The organism is Pseudomonas hormoni (assembly GCF_018502625.1).
GTDB classification, from domain to species: domain Bacteria; phylum Pseudomonadota; class Gammaproteobacteria; order Pseudomonadales; family Pseudomonadaceae; genus Aquipseudomonas; species Aquipseudomonas hormoni.
In genome coordinates, this window is record NZ_CP075566.1 from 636251 (window position 1) to 650777 (window position 14527).

10 protein-coding genes, 2 tRNA genes and 1 pseudogene are annotated in these 14527 nt (G+C 58.9%); 5 read left to right on the forward strand and 8 right to left on the reverse strand.

What is annotated here, in order from left to right; translation table 11 throughout:
- Positions 1 to 13: 13 nt before the first annotated feature.
- The 3 genes from KJF94_RS02905 to rimO all read right to left on the reverse strand — a co-directional run bounded on the left by KJF94_RS02905 (position 14) and on the right by rimO (position 2838).
- Complete coding sequence (locus tag KJF94_RS02905) at positions 14 to 724, reverse strand: rRNA pseudouridine synthase (protein WP_214381035.1); 711 nt, start codon at positions 722 to 724, stop codon at positions 14 to 16.
- 189 nt (positions 725 to 913) lie between these two features.
- Complete coding sequence (locus tag KJF94_RS02910) at positions 914 to 1387, reverse strand: GNAT family N-acetyltransferase (protein ID WP_214381037.1); 474 nt, start codon at positions 1385 to 1387, stop codon at positions 914 to 916.
- A 113-nt stretch (positions 1388 to 1500) separates the two neighbouring features.
- Positions 1501 to 2838, reverse strand: coding sequence for a 30S ribosomal protein S12 methylthiotransferase RimO (rimO, locus tag KJF94_RS02915; protein ID WP_214381039.1), 1338 nt, complete (start codon positions 2836 to 2838; stop codon positions 1501 to 1503).
- Positions 2839 to 3125: 287 nt separating this feature from the next.
- On the opposite strand from rimO, the gene KJF94_RS02920 reads away from it, so the two are divergent.
- Entirely contained in the window at positions 3126 to 5024 is a 1899-nt protein-coding gene (locus KJF94_RS02920; protein ID WP_214381040.1) for a potassium transporter Kup, read from the forward strand.
- A 215-nt stretch (positions 5025 to 5239) separates the two neighbouring features.
- Here KJF94_RS02920 and KJF94_RS02925 read toward each other — a convergent pair.
- Positions 5240 to 5513: pseudogene (locus tag KJF94_RS02925) on the reverse strand (DUF3077 domain-containing protein).
- A 673-nt stretch (positions 5514 to 6186) separates the two neighbouring features.
- Here KJF94_RS02925 and KJF94_RS02930 point away from each other — a divergent pair.
- Genes KJF94_RS02930 through KJF94_RS02940 form a run of 3 tightly spaced genes read left to right on the forward strand, consistent with a single transcriptional unit; the run spans position 6187 to position 8349 of the window.
- A complete protein-coding gene (locus KJF94_RS02930; protein WP_214384706.1) occupies positions 6187 to 6981 on the forward strand; it encodes a MarR family transcriptional regulator in 795 nt (264 codons plus the stop codon).
- Position 6982: 1 nt separating this feature from the next.
- On the forward strand, positions 6983 to 7681 hold the full coding sequence (locus KJF94_RS02935) for a nucleotidyl transferase AbiEii/AbiGii toxin family protein (protein ID WP_214381042.1): 699 nt from the start codon (positions 6983 to 6985) through the stop codon (positions 7679 to 7681).
- Entirely contained in the window at positions 7678 to 8349 is a 672-nt protein-coding gene (locus KJF94_RS02940; RefSeq protein ID WP_214381044.1) for a PP2C family protein-serine/threonine phosphatase, read from the forward strand. Before KJF94_RS02935 ends, KJF94_RS02940 begins: the two co-directional genes overlap by 4 nt.
- A 106-nt stretch (positions 8350 to 8455) precedes the next feature.
- Here the strand turns inward: KJF94_RS02940 and KJF94_RS02945 are convergent, their stop codons facing one another.
- The 4 genes from KJF94_RS02945 to KJF94_RS02960 form a co-directional block, all read right to left on the reverse strand.
- Positions 8456 to 9751 (reverse strand): virulence factor family protein, encoded by a 1296-nt coding sequence (locus KJF94_RS02945; RefSeq protein WP_214381046.1) that lies wholly within the window; start codon positions 9749 to 9751, stop codon positions 8456 to 8458.
- Complete coding sequence (gene mprF / locus KJF94_RS02950) at positions 9751 to 12393, reverse strand: bifunctional lysylphosphatidylglycerol flippase/synthetase MprF (protein ID WP_214381048.1); 2643 nt, start codon at positions 12391 to 12393, stop codon at positions 9751 to 9753. The genes KJF94_RS02945 and mprF overlap by 1 nt, the downstream gene beginning before the upstream one ends.
- A gap of 278 nt (positions 12394 to 12671) precedes the next feature.
- Positions 12672 to 12748, reverse strand: a tRNA-Met gene (locus KJF94_RS02955).
- 318 nt (positions 12749 to 13066) lie between these two features.
- Positions 13067 to 13143 (reverse strand) — tRNA-Met (locus KJF94_RS02960).
- A gap of 301 nt (positions 13144 to 13444) precedes the next feature.
- Here KJF94_RS02960 and dinB point away from each other — a divergent pair.
- Positions 13445 to 14506: a DNA polymerase IV gene (gene dinB, locus KJF94_RS02965; RefSeq protein ID WP_214381050.1), complete on the forward strand. Its 1062-nt coding sequence runs from the start codon at positions 13445 to 13447 to the stop codon at positions 14504 to 14506.
- Positions 14507 to 14527 lie beyond the last annotated feature (21 nt).

Consider the following 14527-nt stretch of genomic DNA (forward strand, 5'->3'; position numbering starts at 1 on the left):
GGCGTGAAAAGTCTTAGAACTTCTCTTTGCCGGACAGGTAGCGCCATTGGCCCAACGGCACTTTGCCGATGGACACGCCGCCGATGCGGATGCGGCGGATGGCGACGACCTTCAGGCCGACGGCCTGGCAGAACAGGGCGATCACGCCCGGTTGTGGGTTCTTCATCGCAAAACGCAGGCGGTTTTCGTTCTGCCAGCTGGCTTTGACCGGCGGCAGTTCCTTACCCTTGTAGGTCAGACCGTGGTTCAGGCGATTGAGGCCGTGAGCCACCATGTCGCCTTCAACCTCGACCACATACTCTTGCTCGATTTTCGCGGAATCGGCGGTGAGCTTGCGCAGAATCTTCCAGTCCTGGGTGAACACCAGCAGACCGCTGGCGTTGGCCTGCAGGTCGGTACTGGCGGTCAGGCGCAGGAAATGACCCTTGAGCGGACGTTTGCTGAAACGGTGCTCTTCGCTCAGGGTTTCAGCGCTGATGGTCGCCATGGCCGTTTCCGCGTCCATGCCTGCCGCCACGTTGAACAGGATGGTTACCGGCTCCGGCGCGGTGGCCTGGGCCTGCGGGTCGAGCTCGACTTTCTGGATGTCGACCTTGAACTGCGGCTCGTCGATGACTTCGCCGTCCACGGTGACCCAGCCGCCCTCGATGAACAGCTCAGCCTCCCGACGGGAACAGCCGACGAGTTCGATGAGGCGTTTGGAGAGACGAATCGGGTCAGTCATGACAGGGCCGTAACAAAAAAGGGGTGGGCATTGTACCTGCTGGGCGCCGGTTAATCCCGGCTCCATTTCAATGCAGTTGCATTTCCTGTGGGAGCTGGCCTTCCAGCGATTGCATCACCTCGGTGTACCTGACAAACCGTAGCGTCTGCATCGCTGGCAGGCCAGCCCCCACAGGGGTTCTATAGTGTGTCAGGCATGTTTTGAGCGCTGCTGGTTTTGGCGCAGCCGCATGTGCAGCAGCGGATAAGGCTGGCCCATGCCGTCATGCTCGGTGCGGCCGATCACCTCGAAACCCTGTTTGAAGTAGAAGCCCAAGGCCTGCGGGTTTTGCTCGTTGACGTCCAGTTCATCGGCGTTCAGGTGTTCCAGGGCATAACGCAGCAACTGCTTTCCAAGGCCCTGGCCGCGATGAGCGGGGTCGATGAAGAGCATTTCAATCTTGCCCGCCGCGACGCCGGCGAACCCGGTGATGCGCTGGCGCGAGTCTTTGGTGCAGATCAGCATCACCGCGTCGAGGTACCGCGTCAGCACCAGATTCTTCAGCAGTTCGATGTAGCTCTCGGGCAGAAAGTCGTGGGTAGCGCGCACCGAGGCTTCCCAGACTTGCGTCAGTTCTTGATAGTCGCTCTGTTTCGGCGTGTGGATGACCGAATGTTGGCGCATGGCCGGCAGCCCCTTTTGCAATGGAATGTGCGAGTCCTTTCTCACCTGAAACGATAGCCGTAAAAAAGCCCCGCATCTCGTCAAGAGAGCAGGGCTTTTCGTATTTTTTGCGTTTAGATCTGTTCAGCCCACAAGTCGTATTCGTCGGCGTCGGTCACTTTGCACCAGACTTTGTCGCCCGGCTTCAGGTTGCTGCCGTTGTCGATGAACACGTTGCCGTCGATTTCCGGGGCGTCGAAGAAGCAACGACCCACTGCGCCTTGCTCGTCGACTTCATCGACCAGCACTTCGATTTCACGGCCGACGCGCATTTGCAGACGCGCCGAGCTGATGGCTTGCTGGTGCGCCATGAAGCGGTCCCAACGGTCTTGCTTGACGTCGTCCGGCACGATGTCCAGGTCGAGGTCGTTGGCCGGTGCGCCTTCGACTGGCGAGTACTGGAAGCAGCCGACGCGGTCGAGCTGGGCTTCGGTCAGCCAGTTCAGCAGGTACTGGAAGTCTTCTTCGGTTTCGCCGGGGAAGCCGACGATGAAGGTCGAACGAATGATCAGGTCCGGGCAGATCTCGCGCCAGTTCTTGATGCGCGCCAGGGTCTTGTCTTCGAAGGCCGGGCGTTTCATCGACTTCAGGACTTTCGGGCTGGCGTGCTGGAACGGGATGTCCAGGTACGGCAGGATCTTGCCGGCGGCCATCAGCGGGATCAGCTCGTCGACGTGCGGGTACGGGTAAACGTAGTGCAAGCGAACCCAGACGCCGAGGGTGCTCAGGGCTTCGCAGAGTTCGGTCATGCGGGTTTTCACCGGCATACCGTTCCAGAAACCGGTGCGATATTTCACGTCGACGCCGTAGGCGCTGGTGTCTTGCGAAATCACCAGCAGCTCTTTGACGCCGGCCTTGACCAGGCGCTGTGCCTCGTCGAGCACGTCACCGACCGGGCGGCTGACCAGCTTGCCGCGCATCGACGGGATGATGCAGAAGCTGCAACTGTGGTTGCAGCCTTCGGAAATCTTCAGGTACGCGTAGTGGCGCGGGGTCAGCTTGATGCCTTGCGGCGGTACCAGGTCGATCAGCGGGTTGTGATCCTTGCGCGGTGGCACGACGTCGTGCACGGCGTTGACCACTTGCTCGTACTGCTGCGGACCGGTCACGGCCAGTACGCTCGGGTGCACGTTGCGGATGTTGCCTTCTTCGACGCCCATGCAGCCGGTCACGATGACCTTGCCGTTTTCCTTGATGGCTTCGCCGATCACTTCCAGCGATTCAGCCTTGGCCGAGTCGATGAAGCCGCAGGTGTTGACCACCACGACATCGGCGTCCTGGTAGGTGGACACAACGTCATAACCTTCCATGCGCAGCTGGGTAAGGATGCGCTCGGAGTCGACCAGTGCTTTGGGGCAACCCAGGGATACGAAGCCAACCTTTGGATTGGCCGGCGCAGGAGTGGTGGACATGTCTAACCTCGGTATTTGTGACGCCTCCAGCCGAAGACGGCAAGGCGACAAACGGGCACTTGGTGTGCCTCTGATCAAAAAGTGCGCAATTCTAGCGATGAGACGTTCACTTGACCAGCTTTATGGAGGGAAATACGACGAGTGCTGCGCTATGCTTCGCGCCGTTACGCTTTACCGATTTTTTACAATCAACAAAACGTCTGTAACGTGAAGTAAAACAGCGCATGCTGCACGACAAGCATAGTGCTTCTTATAAGAAGTCCGGGTCTGAGTAGTAGGAGTTTTGGATGGGGCAGGCAAGTAGTCAGGCGGCGGGCGCGGAGCATTCGGCGGCAAAACCGATCGGCATGCTGGTCGCGGCGGTCGGGGTGGTTTATGGCGATATCGGCACGAGCCCGCTGTACACCCTCAAAGAAGTGTTTTCCAGTGCCTATGGCGTGCCCGTCAACCATGACGGGGTGCTGGGGATTCTGGCGCTGATCTTCTGGTCGTTGATCTGGGTCGTGTCGATCAAGTACATGATGTTTGTCCTGCGTGCCGACAACCAGGGCGAAGGCGGGATCATGGCCTTGACCGCGCTGGCCCGGCGGGCGGCGGGGGCATCCCAAGTTGAGGGGTTGCTGGTGGTCTGCGGGCTGATCGGTGCGGCGCTGTTCTATGGCGACAGCATGATCACCCCGGCGATTTCCGTGCTCTCGGCGATTGAAGGCCTCGGGCTGGCCTTCGAGGGCATCGACCATTGGGTCGTGCCGCTGTCGTTGATCGTACTGGTGGCGTTGTTCCTGATTCAGAGTCATGGCACCGCGCGGATCGGCATTCTGTTCGGGCCGATCATGGTCACCTGGTTCCTGGTGCTGGGCGCGCTGGGTGTCTACGGCATCCTGCAGCACCCGGAAGTGTTGCAAGCGATGAACCCAGCGTGGGGCGTGCGCTTCTTCATGGATCACCCGGGCATGGGCGTGACGATTCTCGGTGCGGTGGTGCTGGCGTTGACTGGCGCCGAGGCGCTGTACGCCGACATGGGCCACTTCGGGCGCAAGCCGATTGCCCGCGCCTGGTTCATCCTCGTGCTGCCGGCACTGGTGCTGAACTACTTCGGCCAGGGCGCCTTGCTGCTCGGTGATCCGGAAGCGGCGCGCAACCCGTTCTATCTGTTGGCGCCAAGCTGGGCGTTGATTCCGCTGGTCGGCCTGTCGACCCTGGCCACGGTGATCGCCTCGCAAGCGGTGATCTCCGGCGCGTTCTCCCTGACCCGGCAGGCGATCCAGCTTGGTTACATTCCGCGCATGCACATCCAGCACACCTCCAGCGCCGAACAAGGCCAGATCTACATCGGCGCGGTGAACTGGGCGCTGATGGTCGGTGTGATCCTGTTGGTGCTGGGTTTCGAATCCTCGGGCGCTCTGGCCTCGGCCTACGGTGTGGCGGTGACTGGCACGATGCTGATGACCACCATCCTGGTGTCGGCGGTGATACTGCTGCTGTGGAAATGGCCGCCGGTCCTCGCGGTTCCGCTGTTGATCGGTTTCCTGTTGGTGGACGGTCTGTACTTTGCTGCCAACGTGCCGAAAATTGTTCAGGGCGGGGCATTCCCGGTGATCGCCGGTATTGTGCTGTTTGTGCTGATGACCACCTGGAAACGCGGCAAGCAGTTGCTGGTGGAGCGTATGGACGAAGGCGGGCTTCCACTGCCGATTTTCATCAGCAGTATTGCGGTACAACCGCCGCATCGCGTCCAGGGCACCGCAGTGTTCCTCACTGCCCGTCCGGACGCCGTGCCCCACGCGTTGTTGCACAACCTGTTGCATAACCAGGTGCTGCACGAGCAAGTGGTGCTGCTGACAGTGGTGTACGAAGACATCCCGCGGGTGCCGCCACAACGACGCTTCGAGGTCGATTCCTACGGCGAAGGGTTCTTCCGGGTGATCCTGCACTTTGGCTTCATCGACGAGCCGGATGTTCCGCAAGCGCTGAAGTTGTGTCACCTCGATGACCTGGACTTCAGCCCGATGCGCACCACCTACTTCCTCAGCCGCGAGACGGTCATCGCCTCCAAGCTTGAAGGCATGGCCCGCTGGCGCGAGGCGTTGTTTGCGTTCATGTTGAAGAACGCCAACGGCAATTTGCGGTTCTTCAATTTGCCGCTGAACCGGGTGATTGAGTTGGGTACGCAGGTCGAGATGTAAGGCCCGCGACATCAAAAAGCCCCCGTTGCCTTGCCGGCAGCGGGGGCTTTTTATTGTCTGGCGCTTACGACTGAATTGGCGGGAACTCCTGTGGGAGCGAGCCTGCTCGCGAAGACGTTGTGTCAGTCACATCTATGGTAGATGTGCCGCTGTCATCGCGAGCAGGCTCGCTCCCACAAGGAATCTGTGGCGCCTGCTGAATTGCGCTCAGGCCATCATATTTTAGATTCGGTATTCGTCGCAGCCGGTCGCTCCAGCACCTTCACCGCATCATCAACCACGGCCTTGCTCATCGCCGTCAGGTAATGCGCGGCCCAGATGTGTCGGTCGGTATCGCGGTTGAAGGCAGCATCTCGGGTGAGTTCCTTGGCGAGGAACAGGAAGTCAGAGGCCATGGCTAACGCATCACCGAGGGGAACGTCTCGACTGACAATGGAACAGCGCCTGGTTTGAGCAGTAGATGAAGGGGGTGAGGCCGATGGTTTTCAGCTCTGAAGGTACGGATTTGTTTTGCTCATTGTTTCGCTCCTTAAAACGAGGAGCTGCCGCATTCGTTACCACACGAATGGGTGGCAGCTGTACGCAGGGTGGTAAACCGGTGGAGCAAAGGAACCGGCAGACCCGAAGGTCTCCCACGCACAGCCGCCTTAACACGGGATTACAGACGTAAAAACGCACGAACCGTGATGGGAGCGGTGTTGCACTTTGCCTAACCGGGTTACCACACCCGATCGCTGAATGGTCAGCGACGTCCGGAGACTATCCCGTCGAAGAAAAGCGCAACAAGGCATCAAAGTGCCCAAAAAACACGATTCGGAGTTTGCCTACAAGGTCTGCGGGCGTCATCTGATATCGCGCCGTCTGAAACAAACAAAAACTAAACGCCACGAGCGCAATCAACTGGCGGCGGTAATTATCAATGTTGATGTATATCCAGGGAATGCTCGACGAGCTGAATGACCTTCTGATTGAAGTAGCCGCTCTGGAACGCCTGACCGGTTTTGATGAGGTCGACGCAATTAGCGACGACGATATGCGGGCTCGGTACGCCAGGAAAGGCCGACGGAGCTGGGCATGGCGCGTCTCTCAACAGCATCTGATGTATCGATTGGGTCTTGACGACTCAATATTTTCAATGAGACAAGTGTCCACGTTTTATGGAATGTGGACACTTGGGGTTTTTAGCATTGTGAAGAGTCAAGACATTTTGCTTTTGTTCAAGCTGGCCAGTCTGCACGCCCAGGAAGAAAATCTTTACGGGGCGATGGAATCTGAGTCGAATTCGAACGCGGTTGAGGGATTATTGAAGCCTCAGCAAGTAAATCGAATGACGGCAGGCGCGCGAGTAAGTGAGCCGCTAGCGACCTACCCAAATGATAGTGAAGCAACTGTTTTCCGCCGCCAGGCGTTCGACTCGCCCCTGAGCGATGAGGATGGTTGGGAAGGGTGGTCGGACCCAGCACCCTCTCCGCCGCTGGCGAGCTGGAGTGAAGGCTATTCGTTGCGTGCGCTGTCTGCATCTCTTGGAATAAGCAAAAGTGAGATTTCAAACGCCATATCCCGATGTCGCGAATCTGGACTGCTTATCAGCGATTACGACACCGGGCTGCCGAAAGTTAATCGGCGAGAGCTGCTGAAAATCACCGAACATGCTTTGAAATATTTCTTCCCGGTGAAACCGGGTGCAATGGTTCGCGGTATTCCGACGGGCTTTGCAGCGCCAGCGTTGTCCAAAAGCATCAGTAGCGCTGGCGAGCTGATTCCGGTTTGGCCGGACGCGTTGGGAACTGAGCGTGGTCAGGCGATAGAGCCGCTCTACAAGACCGTGCCGGAAGCCGTGAAGAAAGATAGAACCCTTTATCACTTTCTAGCGCTTGCTGATGCGATCCGTCTTGGCGGCCCGCGAGAGTGTGGCGTGGCGATTGACATTCTACGGGCAGGGATGGGGCTGAAATAGCATGCCGTCAAACGCTGATCACAACTATGAGCTCATAGAATTTGTTGCAGACGGCCTGGGGGAGGCGTTTCTCGCTGAGGTTGCTTTTGTCGGTGGCTGCACCACGGCTATGCTGGTCACCGATGCTGTCGTGCTCGACGACATTCGTTTCACCGAAGATGTCGACTTGGTGATTGAGCTGGCAGGCATCAGCGAATGGCAACGCCTCACAGAACGCCTGGCGATCAAGAACTTCAAGATTACCGGCGAGGATGAGGTCAACTGCCGATTTCGCTTTAACGATGTCGTGGTCGACGTGATGCCTTCTGATCCAGCGGTGCTCGGTTATGCCAATCATTGGTTCGTTGAAGGGCTTGCGAAGGCGGATAACTTTACGTTGCCCAGCGGTCTCGTTATTCGGATATTCAAACCGACCTACTTTCTTGCCACCAAACTGGAGGCCTTTAGCGGTCGCGGTAAGGGCGATCCTTACCACAAGGATGTCGAAGACATCATCATATTGATTGATGGTCGTCCAGAGCTTCTGGAGGAAGTTAGCCAGGCTGGCTCGGAGCTCAAGGAGTTCATCACGGCTGGAATTCGAGAACTCAGGAAGCTCGATGGCATCGACTACGTGATCGAAAGCTCGGGCTCGGTGCAAGCCAATCCAGGTAGAGGTCGAATTATTCACGCGCGCATGAAGGACCTCGGCAACGCATGAGATACGAAACCCGATCAGTAATCGGGCGGGCCAGGAATGCCAATCATGACTGTGCTGGAGCTTTCTGCGACGGCGAACGAGGGCTGTTCGTCATCACGGACGGTACGTCGAAGCCGGGCAGTGGCCAACTGGCCGAGTACTTCGTAAAAGGTGTTTTAGCGGCGTACCCGAAACACATGGATCGGGGAGGCGATATCACTGAATACGGAGCAGTCGAGCAGGCCCTTCGTTCAGTGCTGGCCGAACTTCACCCCACTTTGTTTGCGGACCAGACAGGGAGCACGTGTTACCTGATCGGTGTCGCTGCCCATGGAAAGCTGACGCTTGCTTATGAGGGTGACTGTTCGTGCGGAGTGGTGACACCCGCAGGCACGATTGAGTGGATTACACCGCCCCACTGCAAAGCCAATTGGCGGCGCGACCGTTCGCACCGTGAGCTGGCGCCAGATCCTGCTCGAAACTGGATAACCCGATGCTTGAAAGTTAACCGTGCGCCAGACCCTGACTTTGTTTTTCACCCATTAGCTGTGGGTGAGCGAATGGTGTTCGTAACTGATGGCTTTTGGGCGGAGTTAACGGAGTCGCAGCAAAGCAGCTTGCTGGCGGCACCGGATAGCGACTTTATCGCCGTTGAAGATGACGTAACGTGGATTGATGTTCAGTTTTAGTCTTTGAAGACAGGCCATCGACATAAAATTTGGCTAGTGGTTTGTACATGCAGAAAAGCCCCCGCTACCGTAAGGCAGCGAGGGCTTTTTTGTGGGCGGGTTCAGGTCACTCCTGAGCTGCCGTCTCCTTCGCCTGACGCTTCTCGATCACATCCACCAACCGCTGGGCCAGTTTCGGGTAGTTCTCGTCGAAGTGGTGGCCGCCGGGCAATTTGATCGCTTCGCCCACGGCGGTCTTGTCGGTGCAGCCGCTTTCGTCGATTTCTTCTTCACCGAAGATGCACACCACTTTTTCCGGTGGCAGCTTGGCCATTTCCGGGCCGGTGGCGGCTTCTTTGCCGGCGTTGCCGAGCCAGCCTTCGACTTCGATTTCGAAGCTGCCGGTGCGGGCGAAGGCCAGCAGGATGATTGCGTCGACGCGTTGCTGCTCCGACTCTGCCAAGCGGTTGTAGATCGCCGGCAACACGTCGGCGCCGAACGAGTAGCCGGTCAGGATGAAGCGCTTGGTGCCCCATTTCTGCCGGTAGTGCTGCATCAGCTCGGCGAGGTCCAGGGCGCTTTGCTCCGGGCTCTTGTGCTGCCAGTAGTAGCGCAGGGTGTCGATGCCGACCACCGGGTAGCCGATCTTGGCCATTTCGCCCGCCACATCGCGGTCGAGGTCGCGCCAGCCACCGTCACCGGAGAGGAACAGGGTAACGGTGTCCTTGGCCTGACCGGCCGGCACTTCAACCACTGGAATCTGCAGGCCGCCAGCGGCTTTGTCGCCACCGACGAGGAGCTTGCGCAGTTCGTTGTTCAGCACTTGCGGCAGGTTGATGTCGTAGTCGCTGATGCTGGTTTCGGCGTTGGGTTGGTCGCGCACGAAGCCGGCGCTGGTGTCGTCCGGGTTATCGTTCCACGCCACCAGCCAGTGACCGTGAGCGGCGCTTTTTGGCAGCAGGTGGGTGCAGCCGGGTTTTTCCAGGGCCAGGTCCACCGAAACAGCCTGGGACTTGTCGTCCTTCTGCTCGGACAACCAGCGCCACGCCAGCACGGCGCCGGGGCCGATGCCGCTGACCAGGGTCGCCGGGCCTTTGAGTTCTCTCAGGCCCGCTTGCAGGGCGCGGCTTTGCAGCAGGCATTCCTTGGGCAGGATCACCTGAACGATCTGCGCCGAGCCGCTGCGGCTGAGGGTCATCAATTGTTTGTCGCTGAGCTTCTGGTCTTCATTGACCGCCACCAGCACCTGGGCGCGTGGCGTGTTGCCGGGAATGACGCGGGTCATCGCGGCGCCGTCGGCGGGTGTCAGCCGTTCGAGGGTCGGTTCTGGCGCCGGACGTTTGAGGTACCAGTAACCGCCGCCAAGAATCAGGGCCAGCACTACCAGTGTGGCCAGTACGTACCGCAAGGAGCGTTGAATCATCAGCGTTTCACCAATCCAGTCAAGCCGCCCGCAATCAGGGCAGCAGTGTCGGCCAGGGCAACCAGCGGATCAAGTCCGGCGGGCACGGCCATATAACGGGGTTCCCAGTCAGGCTGGAACTTGTCTTTGAAGCGGCGCAAACCTTGGAAGTTGTACAGCTGCTCACCACGGCGGAATACCATCGAGCCCAGGCGCTGGGTCAGTGGTGCGCCACGACGGGGTTGCAACCCCGACAACGGCACCATGCCCAGGCTGAAACGCGCGTACCCATGATTTTTATAATGTTGAATCAGGCCGACCATCATGAATTCCATGGTCAGCTTGGGGGCCTCCGGGTGTGCGCGCATCAGGTCGAGGCTGGCCAGGTCGTGGCCGTAAGTCTCGAGCAAATTGGCAAACGCCACCGGGCGTCCTTCGAAACGAATCACCGCGACGCGGAAATGCTTGAGGTAGTCATCGCTGAAACGGCCGAGCGAGAAGCCTTTCTCGCGCACGTTCTTGCCGGTCAGCCAGGCATCGGAAATCACCTTGAGCTCATCCATCGGCGCGTGTCCCGGCTCATGGATCTCCAGCGACAGGCCATCGCGGGTGCCACGGTTCCAGGTGTAGCGCAGGTCTTTCATCTCTTTGCCCTTGGCTTCGAGATCAAAGCGCTGCAGATCGACCCGGGCTTCTTCGCCGAGCTTGATCGCAGTGAGGCCGATGTCCATGTAGTACGGCAGGTTTTCCGCGCGGACTTGATAGAACACGGGGCGGGCGTGGTGGATGTCGCAGAGGTCGCGGAACTGCCAGATCATCTCGGCCCGTTGCTGGGTCGGACCGATCGGGTCGTACAAGGCCACGAGGCTGCGTCCACGGCGGGCGTACATCAAAAACGCCTCGTCGTTGGGATGGAACAGCAGCGCCTTGTCACCGGTCAGGGCCAGGCCGCCATCCGGTTGCGCGGAGGCCATCAGGATTTTTACTGCACGGTCCAGCTCATCCGGCGTCGGCACGTGGATCACCGGGCGCGCGGTACGCAGCAGCCAGGTCAGGGACACCACCACCAGCAGCACGGCGGCGCCGAGCAGCGAGCGCAAGCCACGCGGGGCGTCTGCGTCGAGGGTGAACTGCCACCAGAGTTGATGGCTGTACGGAACGTCCTGATAAGCGAACAGCAGCAGCCAGATCGACGCACCGAGCACGCACAGGCTCGACACCAGATACAGCGGCGAGAACGGCAGTTCGGTCAAACGGCTCGGGCGATAGAACGAACGCCGGAAAACCCCCAGCAGGCTGGCGGTCAGAGTCATCAGGCAGGCTTCTTCCCAGTCGAAGCCTTTGAGCAGCGAGAGCACCGCGCCAACCAGCAACAGAATGGTGGTCAGCATCCAGGCGGCCGACAGTCTACGGCGCAGGCCTTGAGCCAGCAGCAGGCAGAGCACGCCGACCAGGCTGGCGCCGAAGTGCGAAGCGTCGACCAGCCGATGGGGAATCAGAAAGCCGATGTGTTCCAGGCGCGTATCGATTTCCGGGGTTACGCCGGAGAACAGCAGCACCACGCCGGACAGAAACACCAGCACCGCCAGAATCGGCGCGGCCAGACCGGACGCGGCGCGCAAAGACTGACGGGTCTGGAACAGGCGCTGGCCTTCGTTGATCAGCAACAGCACGCAAGCAACGAGTAGCGGCAGCACCACGTAGATCAGGCGATAGAGCAACAGCGCGGCAGCCAGTGGCGCGGCGCCAAGTTTGTCGGCAAAGGCGGCCAGCAGAATCGCTTCGAACACCCCGACACCGCCGGGAACATGACTGAGCACGCCGGCGGCCAGGGCCAGCAGGTACACCAGCAGGAACGCACCGAACGGCGGTGCTTCCGGCAGCAACAGATAAAGCACGGTTGCAGCGGCGGCCACGTCGAGGGCAGTAATGATCAGTTGCAGGAACGTCAGGCGACGGCCCGGGAGGCGCAAGGTGCGACGACCGACCTTGACCAGCAGGTTGTCCGGATAAGGCTGCTCCGGCAGGCGCCGGCGATAGATGCCGACGGCCAATACGGTAAACAACAGCAACACCGCAGCGGCAATCGCAGCCAGCAACATCTCGGAGAGACCTAGGGCGGTGGAAGCGGCCGGCAGGTTGCTCAGCGTTGCGAGGGCAGCCAGGGGGGGCAGGGCGCAGCCGAGCGAGAGGCTGGCGAACAGCGTCATGTGAGCGACTTCTGAAGCCCCCAGACCATGACGTGCATATAAACGATAGCGAACCGAGCCCCCCGAGAGCATCGACAGACCGATGGCATTGCCGATGGCGAAAGCGGTGAACCCGCCCAGGGCAAGAATACGCGGCGCCAGCGTCACGCCAGCATAGCGGCTGGCCGACCATTCATAGCCGAGCAAGATAATGAAGCCGAGGACGGTCGCCGCCAGTGCGCCCAACAGTGCCGGTTTCGGTACTTCAAGAATCGAGTCGTGCAGAGCGTACAGATCGAGTTCGCTCAGCAGATGGCGACAGGCAATCAGCGCGATCGCGAACAACAGCAAAGTGACCGCCAGACCAATGGGTTGGCGGTACTTGCTGATCCGATCAAGCAAGCGCAAACGCTCGGGCTTGATGGGTTGTGTCGCTGTGACGGTCTCTTGTGGATCAGACGAGTTGGCGCGCATCAATCACCTCTTGGATTGTGCGCGACAGGATGGGGGTATCCAGCCAAGTTACCAATCCCTGTAGAAAAAAATAATCACAAATATTAACGCCTCTCGCCGGTTGTCGGCGATGGCAGGTCATCCGTCGTGGAGGGTTCTGTCTGCGATTCAGCATAGTCTGATCTCAGAGTTTCAGTGACTCCGAACGCTTCCCCACAGAGTGACAGGTCATTGTTGCGAAAGGACTTTTTCAACAGATACAAAAAAGGCCACTCTTTCGAGTAGCCTTTTTTGATGTTTGGTTGCGGGAGCCGGATTTGAACCGACGACCTTCGGGTTATGAGCCCGACGAGCTACCAGACTGCTCCATCCCGCGTCTGTGTGGCGGCATTCTATAGAGATACGCCTGTGTGTCAACCGTTAATCCGGAACCCGGTCAAATAAGCGTGAATAAGCGGCGAACGGTCGCAGGGGAGACCTAAGTTTCGGAATCAGAACGATTTCTCGCTTCTGGCAAAAACAGCCACTTGTAGGAGCGAGCTTGCTCGCGAAAAACTCAAGGCCACCACGGGGCATCTGGTTTTACGCGTTTTCGTTCACGACCATCGCGAGCAAGCTCGCTCCTACAGTGAGTAGTGAGTGTTTTCGACGCGCACAAAAAAGGCCACTCTTTCGAGTAGCCTTTTTTGATGTTTGGTTGCGGGAGCCGGATTTGAACCGACGACCTTCGGGTTATGAGCCCGACGAGCTACCAGACTGCTCCATCCCGCGTCTGTGTGTCGGCATTCTACAGAGGATCGCCGGGCTGTCAACCTTCAATCCGGATAAAACCTGTTCTGGTTCAATCGCTTAGCTTAAAAGCAAGACGGTGCAATCGGCTGCGAGTCAGGCGTGGCAAGGCTTTCAGCTCTATCGTAGGTGGTCTTTCGATTGAGAAAATAAATTCATCCGCGAGTTTTCCTACGAGCGGGAAAGAACATTCAGACTACTGGTGCTATATACAGGTGTCAGTGAGATACTGCCGATCCGGCCTGCCAAGTCTCTTTTTCTTCGCCATGAACACCGCTTTCATATGACCCAGCGAAAAATCATCCATGTCGATTGTGACTGCTTCTACGCTGCCATTGAGATGCGTGACGACCCGCGCCTGGCCGGAAAACCCCTGGCTGTGGGCGGGTCGGCGGATCGGCGCGGAGTGATTGCCACCTGCAACTATGAAGCGCGGGCCTATGGCGTGCGTTCGGCGATGTCTTCCGGGCATGCCTTGAAGTTGTGTCCGGACCTGACCATCGTCAAGCCGCGCATGGACGCCTATCGAGAAGCGTCGAAGGAAATTCACACGATCTTTCGCGATTACACCGACTTGATCGAACCGCTTTCCCTCGATGAGGCCTACCTCGATGTGTCGGACAGCGCGCACTTCGGCGGCAGCGCCACGCGCATTGCCCAGGACATCCGCCGACGGGTGTCCAATCAGTTGCATATCACGGTCTCGGCCGGCGTGGCGCCGAACAAGTTCCTGGCCAAGATTGCCAGCGACTGGAAGAAGCCCAATGGTTTGTTTGTCATTACACCGGATCAGGTCGAGGACTTTGTCAGTGGCTTGCCCGTGAGCAAGCTGCACGGCGTGGGCAAAGTGACTGCCGACAAACTGGGCAGGCTCGGCATTGTCGATTGCTCCCATTTGCGCGAATGGGACAAGTTGGCGCTGGTGCGTGAATTTGGCAGCTTTGGCGAACGACTGTGGAGTCTGGCCCGTGGGATCGATGAGCGGCTGGTGCACAACGACAGTCGGCGGCAGTCGATCAGTGTCGAAAACACGTATGACGTGGATCTGCCGGATCTGGTGAGCTGCCTGGATAAATTACCCGAATTGCTGGAAACCTTGGCGGGCCGCATGGCGCGGATCGACAGCAGCTATCGGCCGGGCAAGCCGTTCGTCAAAGTGAAATTCCATGATTTCACCCAGACCACGCTTGAACAGGCCGGGGCAGGGCGGGATCTTCAGAGTTATAAGCTGTTGCTGACCCAGGCGTTCAATCGCGGCGGGAAGCCGGTGCGGTTGTTGGGGATTGGGGTGCGGCTGGAGGATTTGCGGGGCGGGTTTGAGCAGATGGAGTTGTTTGAGCGGTAGTTGCAGTTTTGGATGGGGCGG